The organism is Stenotrophomonas sp. ASS1 (assembly GCF_004346925.1).
Lineage (GTDB): Bacteria > Pseudomonadota > Gammaproteobacteria > Xanthomonadales > Xanthomonadaceae > Stenotrophomonas > Stenotrophomonas maltophilia_A.
This window is the reverse complement of the sequence record NZ_CP031167.1, coordinates 1474972-1495132: the sequence shown is the minus strand read 5'-3', so window position 1 is coordinate 1495132 and position 20161 is coordinate 1474972. Positions and strand designations below refer to the sequence as shown.

Annotated in this window: 21 protein-coding genes; 10 read left to right on the top strand and 11 right to left on the bottom strand. The window is 66.8% G+C overall.

The annotated features are described in order from the left end of the window. Nucleotides 1-79 precede the first annotated feature (79 nt). The 7 genes from MG068_RS06910 to MG068_RS06880 all read right to left on the bottom strand — a co-directional run bounded on the left by MG068_RS06910 (nt 80) and on the right by MG068_RS06880 (nt 6144). Nucleotides 80-532: a ClpXP protease specificity-enhancing factor gene (locus tag MG068_RS06910; protein ID WP_019659028.1), complete on the bottom strand. Its 453-nt coding sequence runs from the start codon at nt 530-532 to the stop codon at nt 80-82. 84 nt (nt 533-616) lie between these two features. Next, nucleotides 617-1252, bottom strand: coding sequence for a glutathione S-transferase N-terminal domain-containing protein (locus MG068_RS06905; protein ID WP_005408842.1), 636 nt, complete (start codon nt 1250-1252; stop codon nt 617-619). A gap of 134 nt (nt 1253-1386) precedes the next feature. Next, nucleotides 1387-2136, bottom strand: a complete 750-nt coding sequence (locus tag MG068_RS06900) for a cytochrome c1 (protein WP_049423258.1) — start codon at nt 2134-2136, stop codon at nt 1387-1389. Beyond that, a complete protein-coding gene (locus MG068_RS06895) occupies nt 2129-3388 on the bottom strand; it encodes a cytochrome b (RefSeq protein ID WP_107432484.1) in 1260 nt (419 codons plus the stop codon). The genes MG068_RS06900 and MG068_RS06895 overlap by 8 nt, the downstream gene beginning before the upstream one ends. Then, the gene (gene petA / locus MG068_RS06890) at nt 3388-4008 is read right to left on the bottom strand and encodes a ubiquinol-cytochrome c reductase iron-sulfur subunit (RefSeq protein WP_049423262.1); all 621 of its coding nucleotides are present in this window, start codon (nt 4006-4008) and stop codon (nt 3388-3390) included. The genes MG068_RS06895 and petA overlap by 1 nt, the downstream gene beginning before the upstream one ends. Nucleotides 4009-4208: 200 nt before the next feature. After that, a complete protein-coding gene (locus MG068_RS06885; protein ID WP_132809748.1) occupies nt 4209-5129 on the bottom strand; it encodes a lytic transglycosylase domain-containing protein in 921 nt (306 codons plus the stop codon). Nucleotides 5130-5175: 46 nt separating this feature from the next. Continuing rightward, on the bottom strand, nt 5176-6144 hold the full coding sequence (locus MG068_RS06880; protein ID WP_132809747.1) for a helix-turn-helix transcriptional regulator: 969 nt from the start codon (nt 6142-6144) through the stop codon (nt 5176-5178). A gap of 80 nt (nt 6145-6224) precedes the next feature. On the opposite strand from MG068_RS06880, the gene MG068_RS06875 reads away from it, so the two are divergent. Both MG068_RS06875 and miaB read left to right on the top strand, forming a co-directional pair. Continuing rightward, complete coding sequence (locus tag MG068_RS06875) at nt 6225-6845, top strand: glutathione S-transferase family protein (RefSeq protein WP_012510589.1); 621 nt, start codon at nt 6225-6227, stop codon at nt 6843-6845. A 201-nt stretch (nt 6846-7046) separates the two neighbouring features. Then, a complete protein-coding gene (gene miaB / locus MG068_RS06870; RefSeq protein WP_049399909.1) occupies nt 7047-8465 on the top strand; it encodes a tRNA (N6-isopentenyl adenosine(37)-C2)-methylthiotransferase MiaB in 1419 nt (472 codons plus the stop codon). 48 nt (nt 8466-8513) lie between these two features. Here the strand turns inward: miaB and MG068_RS06865 are convergent, their stop codons facing one another. The 3 genes from MG068_RS06865 to MG068_RS06855 are packed head-to-tail and all read right to left on the bottom strand — an operon-like array spanning nt 8514 to nt 11523. Further along, complete coding sequence (locus tag MG068_RS06865) at nt 8514-9626, bottom strand: ABC transporter permease (RefSeq protein ID WP_132809746.1); 1113 nt, start codon at nt 9624-9626, stop codon at nt 8514-8516. Beyond that, the gene (locus MG068_RS06860) at nt 9623-10546 is read right to left on the bottom strand and encodes an ABC transporter ATP-binding protein (protein WP_049399907.1); all 924 of its coding nucleotides are present in this window, start codon (nt 10544-10546) and stop codon (nt 9623-9625) included. The genes MG068_RS06865 and MG068_RS06860 overlap by 4 nt, the downstream gene beginning before the upstream one ends. 20 nt (nt 10547-10566) lie before the next feature. Further along, a complete protein-coding gene (locus tag MG068_RS06855) occupies nt 10567-11523 on the bottom strand; it encodes an HlyD family secretion protein (RefSeq protein WP_132809745.1) in 957 nt (318 codons plus the stop codon). A 483-nt stretch (nt 11524-12006) separates the two neighbouring features. On the opposite strand from MG068_RS06855, the gene MG068_RS06850 reads away from it, so the two are divergent. The 8 genes from MG068_RS06850 to MG068_RS06815 all read left to right on the top strand — a co-directional run bounded on the left by MG068_RS06850 (nt 12007) and on the right by MG068_RS06815 (nt 18625). Then, complete coding sequence (locus MG068_RS06850) at nt 12007-12993, top strand: PhoH family protein (protein ID WP_019337148.1); 987 nt, start codon at nt 12007-12009, stop codon at nt 12991-12993. Further along, nucleotides 12990-13475, top strand: a complete 486-nt coding sequence (ybeY, locus tag MG068_RS06845; RefSeq protein ID WP_049399905.1) for an rRNA maturation RNase YbeY — start codon at nt 12990-12992, stop codon at nt 13473-13475. The genes MG068_RS06850 and ybeY overlap by 4 nt, the downstream gene beginning before the upstream one ends. A gap of 48 nt (nt 13476-13523) precedes the next feature. Beyond that, complete coding sequence (locus MG068_RS06840) at nt 13524-14132, top strand: hypothetical protein (RefSeq protein ID WP_049402731.1); 609 nt, start codon at nt 13524-13526, stop codon at nt 14130-14132. 75 nt (nt 14133-14207) lie between these two features. After that, nucleotides 14208-14816: a hypothetical protein gene (locus MG068_RS06835; RefSeq protein WP_107432491.1), complete on the top strand. Its 609-nt coding sequence runs from the start codon at nt 14208-14210 to the stop codon at nt 14814-14816. Next, on the top strand, nt 14816-15403 hold the full coding sequence (locus MG068_RS06830; protein ID WP_180844488.1) for a hypothetical protein: 588 nt from the start codon (nt 14816-14818) through the stop codon (nt 15401-15403). The genes MG068_RS06835 and MG068_RS06830 overlap by 1 nt, the downstream gene beginning before the upstream one ends. A 64-nt stretch (nt 15404-15467) precedes the next feature. After that, complete coding sequence (locus tag MG068_RS06825; protein WP_005408827.1) at nt 15468-16349, top strand: CorC family transporter; 882 nt, start codon at nt 15468-15470, stop codon at nt 16347-16349. Continuing rightward, nucleotides 16346-17596, top strand: coding sequence for a lipoprotein N-acyltransferase Lnb domain-containing protein (locus tag MG068_RS06820; RefSeq protein ID WP_132809744.1), 1251 nt, complete (start codon nt 16346-16348; stop codon nt 17594-17596). The genes MG068_RS06825 and MG068_RS06820 overlap by 4 nt, the downstream gene beginning before the upstream one ends. Before the next feature lie 6 nt (nt 17597-17602). Next, nucleotides 17603-18625, top strand: coding sequence for a magnesium and cobalt transport protein CorA (locus MG068_RS06815; RefSeq protein WP_012510579.1), 1023 nt, complete (start codon nt 17603-17605; stop codon nt 18623-18625). A gap of 140 nt (nt 18626-18765) precedes the next feature. On the opposite strand, the gene MG068_RS06810 is transcribed toward MG068_RS06815, so the two are convergent. After that, the gene (locus tag MG068_RS06810) at nt 18766-20130 is read right to left on the bottom strand and encodes an NAD-dependent succinate-semialdehyde dehydrogenase (protein ID WP_132809743.1); all 1365 of its coding nucleotides are present in this window, start codon (nt 20128-20130) and stop codon (nt 18766-18768) included. Nucleotides 20131-20161 lie beyond the last annotated feature (31 nt).

Here is a 20161-nt window from a genome sequence, read left to right as displayed (position 1 = left end):
TGAGTGCCGACCAACGGTCGGCACCCACCGGTAAATCCTGTAAAGGAAAACGCCGCCCATCGGGGCGGCGTCAGAGAGATTACTTGACCACGCGCAGGTTCGGGCGACCCTTGGGCGGCGGACTGGCCGGCGGGGTATCGTCCGGCGGCGTGCCTTCCTCATGCAGCAGTTCGTCGCTGGTCGGCGCAGTTTCGCTGCCCGGAATGTCATCCGGCAGTGCCATGCCCTGCCCGGTCTCGCGGGCGTAGACGGCCAGCACGGCGCTGATCGGCACCTGCACCGGGTAGCTGGTGCCGGAGAAGCGCGCCGAGAAGCTCACCATCTCGTTGTCGATCATCAGCCGCACGACAGCGCGTTCGGCGATGTTGAGCACAACCCGGCCATCCTTGACCGCCGAAGGCGGGACCTGCACGCCGGGGACGCCGGCGTCGACCAGGATGTGCGGGGTCAGCTGGTTGTCGTTGATCCATTCCACCAGCGCCCGCAGCAGGTACGGGCGGTGGCTGGTCATGTGGAAGAAGTCTTCGGTCATGCGTGAAGTGTACGCGCCCGGCGCCCCGCCGGGGCGGATCGCCTGCACGCCGGTCGGCGTGCAGACGGGTAATGCGGGGCCGGATCAGACCGGCAGATCGCGCAGTTTCTTTTCCTGATCGGTCAGGCTGCGGACGAAACCGGGATGGCGGAAGATGCGGTTGCCGTAGTCCTCGATCGCCTTGCCGTCCTTCGGCAGCGGCACGTCCAGCGACTGCAGGCGCCAGATGATCGGCGCCATCGCGCAGTCGGCCAGGCTCATTTCCGGGTTGAGGAAGAACTTGCTGGCCTTGAACAGCGGCAGCGAGGCGGTCAGCAACTCCTTCAGGCGCTTGCGGCCGGCCTCGGCCTGGGTCTTGTTGCCCAGCTGGATGGCCTGCACCTGCGGTACCCAGTCGTGCTCGATGCGCAGCATGGCCAGGCGGATGCGCGCACGCGACAGCGGATCGACCGGCATCAGTGGCGGATGCGGATAGCGCTCGTCCAGGTATTCGCTGACCACCGACGCCGCGTACAGCACCAGCTCGCGCTCGACCAGGGTCGGCACCGAGTGGTACGGATTGAGATCGATCAGGTCTTCAGGCGGGTTCTGCGGATCGACCGGAACGAAGTCGAACGTGACCCCTTTCGCCGCCAGCACCAGACGTACACGGTGGCACAGCACATCGTCGTTCGAGGAAAACAGCGTCAGTGTATTGCGCATGCGTACGCTCGCCGCCATCAAAGGCTCTCCCACGACAGGAGACCGCCTGCCGCATCGGCGCCGCCGGCACCGTGCCAGCGGTCGACTCCTCCCCGAGTGTGCAACCGACCATCACAAAAGCCAATAGGCCCATGCAATGGTCGGCGGCAGAATCAGTGAACGTCCTTCCAGTATTCCTTCTTCAGCAGGTACAGCAGGAAGGTCAACAGGGCCAGGAACAGGATCACCCACACGCCCAACTGCTGGCGCTTGAGCGCGGCCGGTTCACCGGCGTATTCGAGGAAGTTGGTGATGTCGCGCACGGCCTGGTCGTACTGGCCGGCATCCACCGAACCGGGCGTTTCGATGCGCAGGCCGGTCACCGGCGGGTCCATGCCGGGGGCCTCGGGCTTGCCATGCACGGCATGCTGCAGGCCCTGCATTTCCCACAGCGGGTTGGGCATGGAGGCGTTCGCGAACAACGCGTTGTTCCAGCCCAGCGGCCGGCTGGTATCAAGGTAGAACGACTTGAGATAGGTGTAGACCCAGTCACTGCCACGCACGCGCGAAATCAGGCTGAGGTCCGGCGGCATCTTGCCGAACCACTTCTCGGCGTTCTCCTTGGGCATCGCCACCGGGATCGGGTCGCCGATCGCCGAGCCGGTGAAGTTGAGGTTGTTCATCACCTCTTCTTCGGTCAGCCCCAGGTCCTGCGCCATCCGCGAATAGCGCAGGTACTTCAGCGCATGGCAGCCGGAGCAGTAGTTCATGTACAGCTGTGCGCCGCGCTGCAGCGAGGCGCGGTCACCGAGGTCGTTGCCGGCCTGCAGCAGCTTGGCGCCGCCCTCGGCGGCGGAGGCCAGGAAACTGCCCAGCATCAAGGTGGCCGCCAGGGCCAGTCGGACCATCCAGCGCTCAGTCATGCGTGGTCACCCTCTCCGGTACCGGCTTGGTCTTGTCCAACCTTGTCCATAGCGGCATGGTGATGAAGAACGCGAAGTACAGGAAGGTCAGCACCCGCCCGATGTAGGTCTCGTGCACGTCGGTACCCGGGCCGGAGCCGATCACGCCCAGCCAGACGAAGCACACCGCCAGTACACCCAGCATCACCTTCGAGATCCAGCCGCGGTAACGCACCGACTTCACCCGCGCCTTGTCCAGCCATGGCACCAGGAACAGGATCGCGATGGCCGAGAACATCACCAGCACGCCGCCCAGCTTGTTCGGTACCACGCGCAACATCGCGTAGTACGGCGTGTAGTACCAGACCGGCTTGATGTGCTCCGGGGTCACCAGGCGGTTGGCCTCGGTGAAGTTGTCGTGCTCCAGGAACAGGCCGCCGAAACCGGGCGCGAAGAAGATGATGAAGGCGGCGATGATCAGCAGGAAGCCGGCGCCGACGCCATCCTTGAGCGTGTAGTACGGGTGGAACGGAATGCCGTCGGCCGGCGCGTTCGGCGACCAGCGGTTGCCCTTCGGCCCCTTCTTGATCTCCACGCCGTCCGGGTTGTTAGACCCCACTTCGTGCAGCGCGCCCAGGTGCAGCACCACCAGCAGCAACAGCACCAGCGGCAAAGCGATGACATGCAGCGCGAAGAAGCGGTTGAGCGTGGCGTCACTGGGCAGGTAGTCGCCCATGATCCACTCGGTCAGGCCGTTGCCGATCACCGGTATCGCGCCGAACAGCGAGATGATGACCTTGGCGCCCCAGAACGACATCTGGCCCCACGGCAGCACGTAGCCCATGAAGGCTTCGGCCATCAGCACCAGGTAGATCAGCATGCCCAGGATCCACACCAGCTCGCGCGGCTTCTGGTAACTGCCGTACAGCAGGCCGCGGAACATGTGCAGGTAGACCACGATGAAGAACAGCGAGGCCCCGGTGGAGTGCATGTAGCGGATCAGCCAGCCCCACTCCACATCACGCATGATGTATTCGATGGAACCGAACGCCTCGGCGGCGTTGGTCTTGTAGTGCATCGTCAGGAAGATGCCGGTGACGATCTGGTTGACCAGCACCAGCAGCGCCAGCGAACCGAAGTAGTACCAGATGTTGAAGTTCTTCGGCGCGTAATACTCGCTGACGTGCTTGCGGTAGACCGGCATCAGGCCCGGCGCGCGGGTATTGACCCAGTCGGCGACGCCGCTGGCGGTACGGCTGAGGATATTGGCCATCAGGCAGCCCCCTGCGGATCGACACCGATGATGATGGTGTTGTCGTCCTGGTAGTGGTGCGCGGGCACCTTCAGGTTGATCGGCGCCGGCACGTCCTTGAAGACGCGGCCGGACATGTCGAAACGCGACTTGTGGCACGGGCAGAAGTAACCGCCCTTCCACTGCGGATCGTAGGGCTCGGGCCGGATCTCGGCGACCATTTCCGGCGAGCAGCCCAGGTGCGTGCACAGCCCGACCAGCACGGAGATCTCCGGCTTGATCGAGCGCAGCTCGGGGTTCTGCTTCAGCACGTACTCCGGCTGCTGGTCCTTCTCGCCGGACTCGGGGTCCTTGAGACGGCCGTCCAGCCCGTGCAGCGCATCGAGGATCGCCTTGGACCGTTTGACGATCCAGATCGGCTGGCCACGCCATTCCACGATCAGGCGTTGGCCTTCCTGCAGGGCGCTGATGTCGGCCACCACCGGTGCGCCGGCAAGCTTGGCGCGGGCACTGGGATTCCAGGATTTGATGAAAGGAACTGCGGTGAATCCGACGCCGACGGCGCCCACCACGGCTGTGGTGGCAGAAAGAAAACGCCGACGTCCGGTGTTGACTGGATCGTGTACCCCATCGTTGGCCATCCGGCACTCCGATATTGATTAGGTAGCTTTAAGGCTGCCAGCGGATCCGGTGGGGGCCAGAGCCGCATTGAATCACGGTCGAGTGTAGCTGAACCGTCGCGCGCCACACAACGCATTGCAACAACATTGATTGCGGGGTTGCCGGCCAGCGGCCGGTCGGTACCGGCCATTGCCCAGCGGTTGCCGGCCAGCGGCCGACACTACTGGTGCGTCAATGCGGTGCGGTAACGCTCCGCCAGCTGCCCGACCCGGCGCACGTAGTACTGCGTCTCGCTGTAGGGCGGCACGCCGCCGTGGCGATCGACCGCACCTTCGCCGGCGTTGTAGCCCGCCGCCGCCAGGGTCAGGTCGCCATTGAAGCGTTTCAGCAGCCATGCAAGATACTGCACGCCGCCACGGATGTTCTGCCCGGCATCGTAGGAATCACTGACCCCGAAGCGGGCAGCGGTCGGCGGCATCAGCTGCATCAGGCCCTGCGCACCCGCGCGGCTGAGCGCGGTCGGGTTGTAGGCCGACTCGGCGTGGATGATCGCGCGCACCACAGCCTCTTCCACACCGAACTCGCGCGCGGCCGAGGTGATCTCGGCCTGGAAGGCCGAGGTGTTCAGGCGCACGGTGCCGAAGTCCACGCGTGGATTGACCCCGCACGCGTAGCAGCGCTCCATGAAGCTGTAGCGGATGGTCCGCACCGGGCCGAGATTGGCGACCTGGGTCGGGCGCGCACTGGTGTAGTGGCGCACGCCGTCCTTCATGAAGGAATAGACCTGGCCGCTGACCATGCGTCCGGCGCGCGGGGCGACCGGCTGCGCGGGTACGGATGCGGGTACGGACGCGGGCGCGAGCGTTGCCGGCGATGCGGCACCGGCGGCAACGGCCACCGGATTGCGTTCGATGCTGGCCACCGTGGTCGGCGCCGGCCTGGGCGCGGCCACTACCGGGCGCGGCGCCGGACGGGTGTCACGGCTGTAGCTGATGGTGCTGCAGCGCGCACCGGCCACCCGCTTGCTCACATAACTGGTGACGCCGTCAGGGCCCTGGCACTTGTACAGGGTTCCGGCGCTGGCCGGCGCAGCGGCCAGCGCAGCGATGATGATCGCCGTTGTCCCCAGTATCCCCTTCATGGCGGCGAGTGTCCCAGCTTCGCCGGAACTTGCCAAGCGATGCGGCTCAGGCTGTGACCGGCGGCACAGCCAGCAGCTGGCCCAACCCTGCCAGGCGTTGGGCCAGTTCGTCACGCAGGCCGGGCGGCGTGGTCCACAGCGCCACCGGCACGCGGTCCAGGCTCAGGATCTGCGCCAGCATCATGCCCCGGCTCTCAGCACCCATGCGCAGCAGGCAGTGCTCGGTGCCGTCCGCCTCCAGCACCCCGCACCAGGGCAGAATGCGACCTTCCAGCTCGGCGCGGCTGCCGGCCAGGCGCAGGATCGCCTGCAGCGCGAACGGGGCCTGGCTGACTGCCTGCCGCACCATTACATCCGGCGGTGCCGGGGTGCGTCGGTGCATGCCCGGCTCGGAGCATTCGCGTACCGCGCCCATCCGGTCCACGCGCAGGGTGCGCCAGTCCTGCCGGCCCAGATCCCAGGCCAGCAGGTACCAGCGCCGCCCGTAGTTGACCAGGTGCTGGGCCTCGACCTCGCGCTGGGTGACGGCCTCCTGTGCGCTGCGGTATTCGAAGGCCAGCCGTGACGCCTGCCGGCAGTGCTGGGCCAGCCGTCCGAGCAGGCGCGCATCGGTGGACGGAAGATCGGACAGGGTGGCCGTCGCTGCATGCACCTCGCCGGCCTGCTGGCGGCGACGGGTCGGCACCAGCGGGTCGAGCTTGGACAGCAGGCCACGCGCCGTGTCGTCAATGCCGGCGACGGTGGCCGAGGCCGCGCGCAGGGCGATGGCCAGGGTGGTCGCCTCTTCCTCATCCAAGAGCATGGGAAGTACGGGTGCCCCTGCCCCCAGCTGGTAGCCGCCGCCGATCCCGGATGAGGCCTGCACCGGATAGCCCAGTTCGCGCAGGCGCTCGATGTCACGGCGGATGCTGCGCCGGTCCACGCCCATGCGCTCGGCCAACTCGGCCCCGGACCACTGGCGACGGGCCTGCAGCAGGGCGATCAGGCGCAACAGTCGATGGGCGGTATGGCGCATGAAGGATCGAGGACAGAAGTCGTCCGCAATAGTGCCCCAGGATGAGCTCCAGTTCACCACCCACCGCAAGGAGCAATGCCATGACATCCCGCCAGATCACCCTGTACCACGCCGCCCGTTCACGCTCGAGCGGCGCCGTGGCCCTGCTCGAAGCGCTGGGTGCCGACTACCGCATGCAGGTGCTGGACCTGAAGGCCGGCGCCAACCTGGCCCCGGCCTACCTGGCCATCAACCCGATGGGCAAGGTGCCGGCCATCGTCCACAACGGCGCACTGGTGACCGAACAGGTGGCGATCTACCTGTACCTGGCCGACCTGTACCCGGAAGCCGGGCTGGCCCCGCCGATCGGCGACGCCCTGCGCGGCCCCTACCTGCGCTGGATGGCCTTCTACGGCGCCTGTTTCGAGCCGGCGATGATCGACAAGGCAATGCACCGCGAGCCGCCGCCGCGCCTGATGTCGCCCTACAACGACGCGGAGACGGTGCTGCAGGTGATCGAAGCCCAGCTGGCACAGGGGCCGTACCTGCTCGGCGAGACGATGAGCGCCGCCGACGTGCTGTGGGGCAATGCGCTGGCCTGGACCACCGCCTTTGGCCTGGTGCAGCCGGCGCCGGCAACGGCTGATTACATTGCACGGATGAGTGCGATGACCGCTTTCGACCGTTCGCGGCAGATCGATGCGGAGCTGGCAGCGGCCTGAGGCGTGCCGACGGGCACGGCCGGGCGCTACCGGGGGGCGGACCCGGAATTCCAGTAGATCCACGCCATGCGTGGATGACCCGCCCGCCGTGCCTGCGGGACGGAAAGCAGCCAGGCATGGCCTGGCTCTACTGGGCCGGCGCGCGCGCTGGGATGCGGGTAGAATTGCCCGCTTTCCCGCCACCCGAATGGATTAAGCGCCATGACCGGGACGCCAGACGTCTTTCCGCCCGCCACGCCGGGCGGTACCCCGCTCGTTGCCCTGCCCGCCGGTCCGCGCAAGCCCGACCAGGTGAAAGGCAAGCTGTACATCAAGACCCACGGTTGCCAGATGAACGAGTACGACTCGGCCAAGATGGCCGACGTGCTTGCCGCCAGCGATGGGCTGGAACTGACCGACAGCCCGGACGACGCCGACGTCATCCTGGTCAATACCTGCTCCATCCGCGAGAAAGCGCAGGAGAAGGTATTCAGCCAGCTGGGCGTATGGAAGGGCCTGAAGAACAAGGGCCGCGAGGTCATCATCGGCGTCGGCGGCTGCGTCGCTTCGCAGGAAGGCGAGGCAATCATCAAGCGCGCGCCGTTCGTCGACCTGGTGTTCGGCCCGCAGACCCTGCACCGCCTGCCGGAACTGATCCGTGCACGGCGCGAGCAGAAGCGCCCGCAGGTGGACATCAGCTTCCCCGAGATCGAGAAGTTCGACCGCCTGCCGGAACCGCGCGCCGAAGGCGCTTCGGCGTTCGTGTCGATCATGGAAGGCTGCTCGAAGTACTGCTCGTTCTGCGTGGTGCCCTACACCCGCGGCACCGAAGTCAGCCGCCCGTTCGAGGACGTGGTGGTGGAAGTGGCGCAGCTGGCCGCGCAGGGCGTGCGCGAGATCAACCTGCTCGGGCAGAACGTCAATGCCTATCGCGGCCCCTATGGAGATGGCGAGTTCGCCGATCTCGGCCTGCTGATCCGGACCATCGCCGAGATCGACGGCGTCGGCCGCATCCGCTTCACCACCTCGCACCCGCTGGAGTTCAGCGATTCGCTGATCGATGCGTTCCGCGACGTGCCGCAGCTGGCCAACTTCCTGCACCTGCCGGTGCAGGCCGGCAGCGACCGCGTACTATCGGCGATGAAGCGCGGCTATACCGCGCTGGAATTCAAGTCGAAGATCCGCAAGCTGCGCGCGGTGCGCCCGGACATCTCGATCAGCTCGGACTTCATCGTCGGCTTCCCCGGCGAAACCGATGCCGATTTCGAGAAAACGATGAAGCTGATCGAGGACATCGGCTTCGACCACAGCTTCTCCTTCATCTATTCGCGTCGCCCGGGTACACCGGCTGCGGATCTGGAGGACACGATCAGCGATGCCGAGAAGCACGCGCGCCTGTCGCGCCTGCAGGAACGCATCAATGCGCACGCTGCCGGCATTTCCGAAAAGATGGTCGGTACCGTGCAGACGGTGCTGGTGGAAGGTCCTTCGCGGAAGAACCCGAACGAACTGACCGGCAAGACCGAGAACATGCGTTCGGTGAACTTCCCGGCGCCGGCACGGTTGATCGGCCAGTTCGTGGACGTGGTGATCACCGAAGCGCTGACCAATTCGCTGCGCGCGCGGGTGGTAGCGGAGTAAATCCCGGGGTCGGAGCCCCTGCGGGGATCCGACCCCGGCCTGTTGGCCTCAATCCAGGCGCTTGCGGAAACGCAGGATCGCCAGCGTCATCATCACCACGATGAAGGCCAGCAGCGCCAGCGCATCGTGCCACAGCTCCCACAGCGAGGCGCCGCGCAGCATGATGCCGCGCACCAGGCGCAGGAAGTGGGTCAGCGGCAGCACTTCGGCCAGCCACTGCACCGGCCGTGGCATGCCGGCGAACGGGAACATGAAGCCCGACAGCAGGATCGACGGCAGGAACAGGAACAACGTCATCTGCATCGCCTGGAACTGCGAGCGCGCGCGCGTTGAGATCAGCAGGCCCAGCGCCAGGTTGGCCAGCACCAGCAGCACCGCGGCCAGATAGATGTCCAGCAGGCTGCCGCGGATCGGCACCTGGAACAGCCAGGTGCCCAGCACCAGTACCAGCGTGGTCTGCAGCAGACCGATGGCTGCATAGGGCAGCACCTTACCCACCATCAGTTCGCTGCGCGACACCGGCGTGGCGATCAGCAGTTCCATGTTGCCGCGCTCGCGTTCGCGCACCACCGCCACCGCCGTGAACATCACCAGGGTCATGGTCAGGATCACCCCGATCAGGCCCGGCACGATGTTCACCGCCGAGCGCCGCTGCGGGTTGTAGAAGCTGGTCACGCTGACCTGGCCACTGGCGATGCTGCCTTCGCGCAGGGGCCGCGTGTTGCTGGTCGGGCGCGTATCCAGCGGCACCTGCGCCAGCTGGATCGCCGCGCTCTGCACCACGGTGTCGCTGCCATCGACCAGCACCTGCACCGCCTCGCGTCCATCGAAGCGACGACGCTCGAAGTCGGCCGGCACGACGATGCCGACACTGATTTCGCCACGGCGCAGCGCCTGCATCAGTTGATCGGGCGTGTACGCCTCGCTGCGCGGCGTGATCACGCCGGTGGCGACCATGTCCTGCACCAGCGCGCGTGACGCCGCGCTGTTGGCCTGGTCGGCGACACCGGCGTTGAGATGGCGCAGGTTGAGATTGATCGCGTAGCCGAACAGCAGCAGCTGCATCACCGGGATGCCGACGATCATCGCCAGCGTGATGCGGTCGCGGCGCAGCTGCCGCAGCTCCTTGAGCATGATCGCCCACAGGCGGCGCAGGTTCATGCCGCCGGCTCCCGGCCGCGGCCGCGGGTGGCCGCCACGAACACGTCTTCCAGGTTCGGTGCCACCGCCTCGATGCGGGCCTGCGGATCGGCGCTGGCCAGCGCGCGCCGCAATGCGGCGGCGTCCGCGACATCCTCGCTGCACAATACCCGCAGCTGGGTGCCGATCTGCGCCACGCTCAGCACGCCGGGCAGCTCAGACAGTGCGCGGCTGGCCTGGCGCGGCTGCGTCGAGGTGACCTGCAGCGTGCGGCCGTCCAGCCGTGCACACAGTTCGGCCGGCGTGCCGTCGGCGACCAGCGCGCCTCGATCGAGGATCGCCAGGCGATGGCAGCGCTCGGCCTCGTCCATGTAGTGGGTCGACACCAGCACCGTCGTACCGGCATCGGCCAGCTCGAACAAGGCCTCCCAGAAATCGCGGCGCGATTCGGGATCGACCGCACTGGTCGGCTCGTCCAGGAACAGCAGTTCGGGCGAATGCACCACGGCACCGGCCAGGGCCAGGCGCTGCTTCTGGCCACCACTGAGCGTGCCAGCCAGTTGTGGCTGGCGGTCCTGCAGCCGGTATTGCTGCAGCAGTTCGTCGACCCGCTGCCGGGCCTGTGCGCGCGGCAGGTCCTGGATGGCGGCGAGGAACTCCAGGTTCTCGCGCACCGACAGATCTTCGTACAACGAGAAGCGCTGGGTCATGTAGCCGATGCGTCGGCGCAGCGCTTCGGCCTGCTCGGGAACCGCCAACCCCAGCACCTCGATCTGCCCTGCGCTGGGTTCCAGCAGGCCGCACAGCATGCGGATGGTGGTCGACTTGCCAGACCCGTTCGGGCCCAGAAAACCGTATACCTGTCCGCGCGGTACGGTCAGGTCGACGTTGTCCACGGCCAGCAGCTCGCCGAAGCGGCGGGTCAGGCCCTGCGCATGCACCGCGATGTCCGCACCGGTGTTCAGAAGCGCACCTGTACCGGAAGACCCGCTGGCAGTTTCTGCAGGTCGCTGTTCCCGTCCACTTCAATCTCGGCCAGATAGCTCAGCCGTTCGACGTCATCGCCGGTCAGTGCGTAGTACGGCGTGAACGATGGTTCGCTACGGATCGCACGTACATGCCCCTTCAGCACGGTGTTGCCGCCTTCCAGCTGTATCTGCGCGGCCTGCCCGACCTTCACCTGCAGACGCAGCGGTTGCGGCAGGTAGACGCGCGCATAGGGGCGCTCGCCGACCAGCATCACTGCCAGCGGCGCACCGATCGGTGCCTGGTCACCCTGCCGGTAGGGCAATGCATCGACTACCCCGTCGCGCGGTGCACGCAACTGCAGCTTCTGCAGGTTCACGCTCTGTACCACCTGCTGTGCCCGTGCGGCATCGGCGGCCGCCTGGCCCTGGGCGATATCCTGCACACGGCTGCCGTGCACCCGCTCCAGCCAGGCCTGCTCGGCAGCACGCACGCTGGCTTCGGCATTGCCGGCGGCGGCGCGTGCTCGATCCAGTTCAGCGGCGGCAATCAAGTGCTGCTGTGCCAACGGCTGGACCCGTCGGTAATAGGCACTTGCTTCGGCAGCCTGTGCGCGCAACGCGGCCAGTTGTGCCTGGGCCTGCGCGATCTGCTCCTGGCGTGGGCCGATCTGCAGTTCTTCCAGCTGCGCCTGCGCACGCGCCGTATCAGCCTGCGCTGCGGCGAACTGCGCGTCTCCCCGCGCCGGGTCCAGCTGCATCAGCACGGTCCCGGCCTTGACCTGCTGGCCCTCGCGCACCTCCACCGTGGCGATCACTTCGGCCGCCGGTGCCGGCACCGTGATCCGGTCCCACTCCAGCGTGCCCAGCGCAGTCGGCGTTGACTGCCCACACCCCACCAGCAGGCCGATGCCCGCCAGTCCGATTCCACGCATCCCGTTGCCGATGCCCATGCCATCCCCTCCTGCGACGGCGACACGGTGCCATGTGCCCCGTGCACCCTCAATGATTCCAATCAGCCCTGACGGTTTTTTCACCACGCGTGGGCAAGCCTTTTGCTGCAAGGCTCCGCACCACCTATCCACAGGTTGATTCGGCATCATTCCACAACCGTTGTGGAAATCCGGCACGACCTCGCGCTGTTGCTCGCCGGGCAACGAAACCTGCACTGCCATCACGATGAATGCCCCCCGCGCAGGCCACCCGTGGCAGTGCTGCCGTAGCGACCGGCGACCATGACGCTTTTTTCACCAGGACCTCATGGGCCTTGTGGCACAAGCAGTGCGAAGGTCTATCCACAGGTTTCCGCGTGCCCCGTCCACACCGGGTGTGGAAAACGCTGTATCGACCGTCTGCTGGCCGTGTGCCCCGCACGCGCGCTACCCTTGTCCTCCCTGAATACACTGCGGTGGAAGGCGTCCGCCCCACCCCAAGCAATGAAAAGCATCGATCATCGAGACTTCACCCTGTCGCCGGAAGACAACGAGCGACTGGCCAACCTGTGCGGCCCCTTCGACGGGCACCTGCGCCAGATCGAGCTGAAGCTCGGCGTGGAGATCGCAAATCGTGGCTTCGTGTTCCGCATCAGCGGCCCCAACGAAGCCATTGTCGAGGCGCAGAAGCTGGTTGAAGCGCTGTACGCCGAAGCCGGCGAAACGACCTTCGACAACCATGCCATCCACCTGCGCCTGGCGCAGGCCAATGTCGAGCAGATCGCCGAGCGCTCCTACGAAGCGCAGGAGGTTGCGATCAAGGTCAAGCGCGGCACGGTGCGCGGCCGCGGCGCCAACCAGGGCCGCTACCTGCACCAGATCGCCACCCACGACATCAACTTCGGCATCGGCCCGGCCGGTACCGGCAAGACTTTCCTGGCCGTGGCCAGCGCGGTCGAGGCCCTGAATGAATCGCGGGTGCAGCGCCTGATCCTGGTGCGCCCGGCGGTGGAGGCCGGCGAGAAGCTGGGCTTCCTGCCCGGCGACCTGAGCCAGAAGGTCGATCCCTACCTGCGACCGCTGTACGACGCCCTGTACGAGATGATGGGCGTGGAAAAGGTGGTCAAGCTGCTGGAGAAGAACGTCATCGAGATCGCGCCGCTGGCCTACATGCGCGGCCGCACGCTCAACGATGCGTTCGTGATCCTGGACGAAGCACAGAACACCACCATCGAGCAGATGAAGATGTTCCTGACCCGCCTGGGCTACGGTTCCACTGCGGTGGTCACCGGTGACCTGACCCAGACCGACCTGCCCAAGCACGTGAAGTCCGGCCTGCGCGACGCCATCGACGTGCTGCGTGAGGTCGAGGGCGTCAGCTTCACCTTCTTCGAATCCCGTGACGTGGTCCGCCACCCGCTGGTCGCGCGCATCGTGAGCGCGTACGACCGCCGCGACCTGCATCAGATCCAACCTGGAGCAACTCCATGACCCGTGGTCCCGTGCGATTGGACGTCGCCGTCAGCTATGCCCTGCCGCGCGCCGGCCTGCCGGCGGCAGTGAGCTTCCGCAAGTGGGTGGCCGCCGCATTGAAGGGCCGCATCCGCGAGGCCGATCTGGCCATCCGCGTGGTCGATGCCAAGGAAGGACAGTCGCTGAACCGCCATTACCGCGGCAAGGACTACGCCACCAACGTGCTCAGCTTCCCGGCCGAAGTGCCCGAAGGCCTGCCCAAGGGCGTCAAATTCCCGCTGCTGGGTGACCTGGTGATCTGTGCTCCGGTCGTGGCACGGGAGGCCGATGAACAGAGCAAGGCGCTCAACGCCCATTACGCGCATCTGACCGTGCACGGCGTGCTGCACCTGCTCGGCTGGGACCACGAGGACGACAAGGAAGCCGAGGCGATGGAGCAGCTGGAGCGGGAAATCCTGGCCGAGCTGGGCATCGACGATCCATACGCGGGCGAGCGCTGACACCGGGCCCTGTTCCGAGCCCACGCATTCACGGAAGAGGAGCGCAGCATGACCCTGCCCGCACTTGTGCTTGCCGCGCTACTGCAGTCCGGGGCAGGCCTGATGCCCGATCCTGACCGTCCCTCACCGTTCCCCGCCAGCGACAGCGAGGCCGACATCGCCGCAAAGATCGCCGAACTACGGGCGTTCTTCGGCAGCAGCGAGCGCGACACCCGCAACATCGTCGCCACTGCCCAGCAACGGGCACTGATCGAGCGCCTGGAAGCGCGGCACGCGGCACGTCTGGCCGGCATCTGGGTGGACAATGCGAGGGGCTGGAACGTTGTCGTGCGACTGACAGGCGCCGCACCCGAGGCCGATGAGACACATCCAGGGGCGGATGGCCCGCAACGTGTGCGCTACATCACCGGCGCCGCGATGACCGAAGCGGAGATGACGCGCCGCCTGCACGCACAGCAGGACTGGCTGCGGGCCCAGCTGCCCGACCTGTTCGGCCATGGCCTGGATGTCAAGACCGGGGAGCTGGAGGTGGAGCTGCGGGATACCCCAGCCAACCGCGCGACGGCGGCAGCCGTGCGTGACCACCTGCAGGCGCGACTGGGCTACCCGGTCAGGCTGCGCTGGTACCCAGCGGCCACGCGCTGGAATCCACCCTGACTGCGCCACGGCTGGAGTGCCAGCCCATACGCTGAGCTACTGTTCAACACCGGCCAGGACGCGGAAGGAAAAAGGATGAACCCAGGGAACAGCTTCACGACGTTTGCGATGGGCGCCGGTCTGTTCGCCGGCCTGCTGGTGCTGGGCGCTTACACCTTGCGCCGCATCAGCGCCCACGAACCCAGCGGCAGGCACTGGCTGCTGCGCAGTCTGGCCCTGCTCTCGCCCGTGTGCCTGCTGGCCGGGCTGGCGATCGGCATGATCGGCCCGCACCTCAGCGGACGGTTGGAACCGGCCCATCTCCCCGGTCTGCTTGAAACGTCGATGGTGCTGACGCTGGTGGGTGCACTGACCCTTCCGCTCCTGTGGCGGATGATCGTGCACCGCCGCCTGGGCCGCCCCGTGAACTCACTCCCGTTCTTCCACGCCAGCCGCACCTCGCTGCTGGTGCTGTTCGTGCTGGCTGTGATCTACATGAAAGTGGGCAGGAGCGCCGCAGCGGAACTGATGCCTTGGCTGACCAGCCCGGGCCTGTGGCCGGCGGTGGCGCGCATCGCGGGGCAATCGATGCAGGTCGCCATGCTTGCGGTCGTGCTGACCCTCTCACTGATGGTCGTGCGGCGGGCGATGACCGGTTTCCTGCGCCTTCTCACCGGGCTGTTCCGGCGCTCGCCGGGGCTATGATGGCGGCCCTTCGCCTGCGGAAACCGACCGTGTCACTGCGCTGCTGCCTGCCCCTGCTCTGTGCCCTCGCCGCTCCCGCCGCCTTCGCCACCCGCCTGGACCTGCCGGCCCTGATCGAATGCCGCCAGGGCGTGGCCGAGCAGGCCGCGCTGGCGCCGCTGCTGGCCGATCCGCTGAAGGCCGTGGCCCAGGGCCTGCAACCGCTGCCGCAGGGCAACCAGTTCATGAGCGAGTTCCGGCTGGCCAGCCCGATCACCGTCTTCGGCCAACAGACCGAGCGGGTGGCGGTGGCCGGCGCCAGCATCATGGCGGTGCTCGACCAGGCCGACCCACGCCCGCTGGCCAAACGGCTGGAATTGGAGACCGGCTACGACCAGGACGGCAAGTTCATGGCCGGCCGCGAGCTGGTCAGCCGCGACGTGACCGACCCGAAGACCGGCGAGGCCCAGATCGAGTCGATCATCCTCAGCGTCTCCACCGTGGCCTCCCACCCCGGCAAGACCCTGGCCGGTTGCACCTACAGCCTGGACCTGCCCGAGGAGGAGCCGGCCCCCGCCGCCCCAACCCCGGCCACCGGCAGTCACTGACAGGCCGTCACATCCTGCTAGACTTGGGTCAACGCCCGGCCTGCCGGGTGCCTTTTTTCCAGAGATGTCAGAAGACGACAGTAGTAGTTCCCCTGCGGAGCACAGTGAAAAGAAGCGCGGCTGGCTTGAACGCCTGACCTCCGCCTTCTCCGGCGAACCCCATACCCGCGACGAGCTGGTCGCTGTCCTGCACACCGCGCAGGAAGAGGGTCTGATCGCCGCCGATACCCTGAAGATGATGGAAGGCGCCATTTCGGTGGCCGAGCTGACCGTGGGCGACGTGATGATTTCGCGCTCGCAGATGGTCTCGCTGCCGGTTGAAGCGCCCTTCCTGGAACTGATGAAGCAGGTGGTCGAATCCGGCCATTCACGCTTCCCGGTGCACGGTGAGAACAAGGACGACATCCTTGGCATCCTGTTGGCAAAGGACCTGCTGCGCGGCGTGGTTGCCGACAACGGCCCGGCCAACGTGCGCGAGCTGCTGCGCCCGGCGGTGCTGATCCCGGAAGCGAAGAAGCTCAACGTGCTGCTGAAGGAATTCCGCCTGTCGCGCAACCACATGGCCATCGTGGTGGACGAGTACGGCGGTGTCGCCGGCCTGGTCACCATCGAGGACGTGCTGGAACAGATCGTCGGCGAGATCGACGACGAGCATGACGAGGCCGAGGATCCCTCGGCGCAGATCGCCATCCAGTCCGACGGCCAGTACGTGGTCGACGCGCTGACCCCGATCGGCGACTTCAACGAGCGTTTCGGCGCGACGTTCTCCGACGAGGACTACGACACCATCGGCGGCCTGGTCACCGAGGCCGTGGGCCATCTGCCGGAAGTCGGTGACGAGCTGGCGCTGGATCGCTTCATGTTCCGCGTGGCCCGCGCCGATGCGCGCCGGGTACAGGCCTTCCACGTGACCGTGCTGCCGCCGGACGCGCAGGACGACGCTTGAAGCGCCGCAGCCTGATCCTCATGGTGTGGCTGGCACTGTGCGTGCTGGCCATGGCCCTGCCGCTGGCCGCCTTCGCGCAGCCGGTGGCAGCCACACCTGCCGTACCCGCGACCAACGCTGAAGCCCCTGCCCCGCGCATCGGCGTGGTGACCATGCAGCCGGGCACCGTGTTCTTCGAACGCTTCGGCCACGACGCCATCGTCGTGGTCGATCCGGTCAGCGGCGAGGCAACCTCGTACAACTTCGGCTACTTCGATCCGTCCGAGGACGATTTCATCAGCCGCTTCGCACGCGGCGACATGATGTATTACCTGGTGGCGCTGCCGTTGCAGCAGGACCTGTCGTACTACGACGAGACCGGCCGTGGCGCCAGCGTGCAGTGGCTGGACCTGCGCCCGGACCAGGCGCGTGCGCTGGCCGCCGACCTGGCCGAGCGGGCCAAGCCGGAAAACGCGCGCTACCACTACGATTACTACACCGCCAACTGCGCCACGATGGTGCGCGACACGGTGGACAAGGCATTGGGTGGCGGCCTGCAGTCGCAGCTGTCGGGGCGCTCGCGCGGCAACACCTACCGCAGTGAATCGGTCCGCCTGGCGTCGCCGGCACCGTGGATGTGGCTGGGCTTCGATGTCGGCCTTGGGCCATTTGCCGACCAGCCGCTGTCGCGCTGGCAGGAAGCCTTCGTGCCGATGCGCCTGGCCGATGCGCTGCGCCAGGCACGCAACAGCGATGGCCGTCCGCTGGTGCAGTCCGAACAGGAACTGCTGCCGCATCGTATCGATGCGGAGCCGAAGGAATTCGCGCGCCGCTGGTGGCCGTGGCTGCTGCTCGGGCTGATCGTGGCCGGCGGCGTGCTGGCGCTGCGCAACCGCCCGCGCCTGCTGGCCGGGCTGGCCCTGCCGTTCTGGCTGCTGTGCGCCCTGTTTGGTGGCGTGCTGGTGTTCCTGTGGGGCTTCAGCATCCACTACGCCGCATGGGCCAACCGCAACCTGCTGTTGCTCTCGCCGCTGGCCGTGCTGCTGTTGCCGGGTGCAATCGCCCTGCTGCGCCGTCGCGTGCCAGGCCGCATGTTCAGGATCGTGTTGTGGCTGCTGGCGGTACAGGCGGTGGCCGCGCTGGTACTGCACTGGCTGAGCCTGCAGGCACAGTACAACGTGCAGTGGATCGTGCTGCTGCTGCCCGTCCACGTCGCGCTGGCATGGGTGCTGGGGCGTACTCCTCACTTGTCCAAAACACAGCCCTGACGCACGATGGCGGGCATGTCATTGCCCGCCTCTGCTGCCGCGCCCGCCTCGGCCAACCCCGCCTGCGTCATCAACTGCGTCCACTACGATGACGAGGGCAAACGCCACGACATCACCCTGGACGCCATCAGCGATGTCATTGCCAGTGGCAACGGCTTCGTCTGGGTCGGCCTGTACGACCCCAATGATGATGTGCTGTTGAAACTGCAGGAAGAGTTCTGCCTGCACGACCTGGCCATCGAGGATGCGCGCAACGCGCACCAGCGGCCCAAGGTCGAGACCTACGGCAATTCCATGTTCGTGGTGGTGACCACCGCGCAGATGGTCGACGAGCGCATCCAGTACGGCGAAACCCATGCCTTCCTCGGCCCGCGCTTCCTGGTGACGGTACGCCATGGCGCTTCGCTGTCCTATGCCCCGGTGCGTGCGCGGGTGGAACGCGAGCCGCAGCTGCTGAAGATGGGCCCGTCGTACTGCCTGTACGCGGTGACCGACTTCGTGGTCGACAACTACCTGCCCATCGTGCACCGCTTCCGCGACACCCTGGAGCTGCTGGAGAAGGACATCTTCGCCGACACCTACAAGCGCAGCACGGTGGTGCGGCTGTACGAGCTCAAGCGCGAGCTGAACAAGATGCGGATGGCGGTGGCGCCGCTGCAGGATGTGCTGGCGCAGCTGCGCCGCTACCAGGGCGAGCTGATCCCCGACGAAGTGAAGCTGTACATCCGCGACGTCCACGACCACGCAGTACGCATCAGCGATGTGATCGACACGCTGCGCGAGATGCTCGGCACCGCGCTGAGCGTGAACCTGTCGCTGGTGACGCTGGCGCAGGGCGAGACGGTCAAGCGCCTGGGCGCATGGGCCGCGCTGCTGGCGGCGCCGACGCTGATCACCAGCTGGTACGGCATGAACTTCAGCCACATGCCGGAGTTGAGCGAGCCGTGGTCGTACCCGCTGATGATCGTGGGCGTGGGCGGTGTGTGCGTGGGGCTGTACCGGTTGTTCAAGCGCGCGAAGTGGTTGTAGGGCATATCGACCAACGGTCGATACCCACCGGACCGGTAGGCCACGACCGTTGGTCGTGGCGCATGACCCGCTTCTGGTAGTGCCGGCCGCTGGCCGGCAACCAGGCAATGCCGGCCAGCGGCCGGCACTACCGTTGGGCATCAAGCCACGTAGACGGTCTTGATGTTCATGAACTCATGGATGCCGTGGTCGGCCAGCTCCCGGCCGAAACCGGACTGTTTGCTGCCGCCGAACGGCAACCGCGCGTCGCTCTTGACGATGGCGTTGACGAACGCGGCACCGCATTCCATGCGCTGCGCGAAACGTTCGCCGCGCACCGGATCGCGCGTCCACACGCTGCCGCCCAGGCCGAAGCGGGTGTCGTTGGCCACGCGCAGTGCCTCGGCCTCGTCAGCGACACGGATCACCGCAGCCACCGGCCCGAACAGCTCCTCGTCGTAGGCCGGCATGCCCGGGCCGACCTGATCGAGCACGGTGGCCGGATAGCCGGCATGTGTACCCGCAATCGGCTCACCACCCAGCAGTGCCCGCGCGCCCTTGGCCACGCTGGCCTGCACCTGCTTGTGCAGTTCGTCACGCAGGTCGGCACGGGCCATCGGCGCCAGCGTGGTACCGCGCTCGTCCGGATCACCGTACTGGCGCTCGCCCGCGGCTTCCACGAAGCGCCGGGTGAACTCATCGGCCACCGCCTCGACCACGATGAAGCGCTTGGCCGCGATGCAGGTCTGCCCGCTGTTGTCGAAGCGCGACTTCACCGCCGCCGCCACGGTCTTGTCGAGGTCGGCATCGTCGAGCACCACGAAGGCATCGCTGCCACCCAGCTCCATCACCGACTTCTTCAGCTGGCTGCCCGCGTTGGATGCGATCGAGCGCCCTGCCCGCTCGCTGCCGGTCAGCGTCACCGCCTTCACCCGTGCGTCGCGCAGCACCTCGGCCGCCTGGTCGTTGTCGATGTGCAGTACATCGAACACGCCGTCAGGCAGGCCACCGTCACGGCATACCGCCAGGATCAGGTCGGCGCACTGCGGCACGTTGCTGGCGTGCTTGAGCAGGGCCACGTTGCCTGCCATGAACGCCGGGGCGAGGAAACGAAACACCTGCCAGATCGGGAAATTCCACGGCATCACCGCGAACACGCAGCCGATCGGCTCGTAGCGCACATAGCTGCGCTGGGCTTCGGTGTCGATCAGCTGCGGCTTGAGGTAGTCGGCAGCATGGTCGGCGTAGTACTCGCAGGCCGCCGCGCACTTGTCGACCTCGGCCAACGCCTCTGCCTTGAGCTTGCCCATCTCATGGGTCATCGCCTGCTGCAGATCGTCGCGGCGCGCACGCAGTTGGCCAGCGATCTGCTTGAGGATCGCCCCCCGCTCCTGCAACGAGCGCTCGGCCCAGCCGGGGAATGCATCGGCGGCGGCCTGCAGGCGCTGCTCGACGTCGGCAGCACCCATCAGTTCATGGCGGTAGGTCACCTGGCCGGTGGCCGGATCGACAATCTCGACGGTCATGGGGGATCTCCATCTGGAAGACCCCCATTGT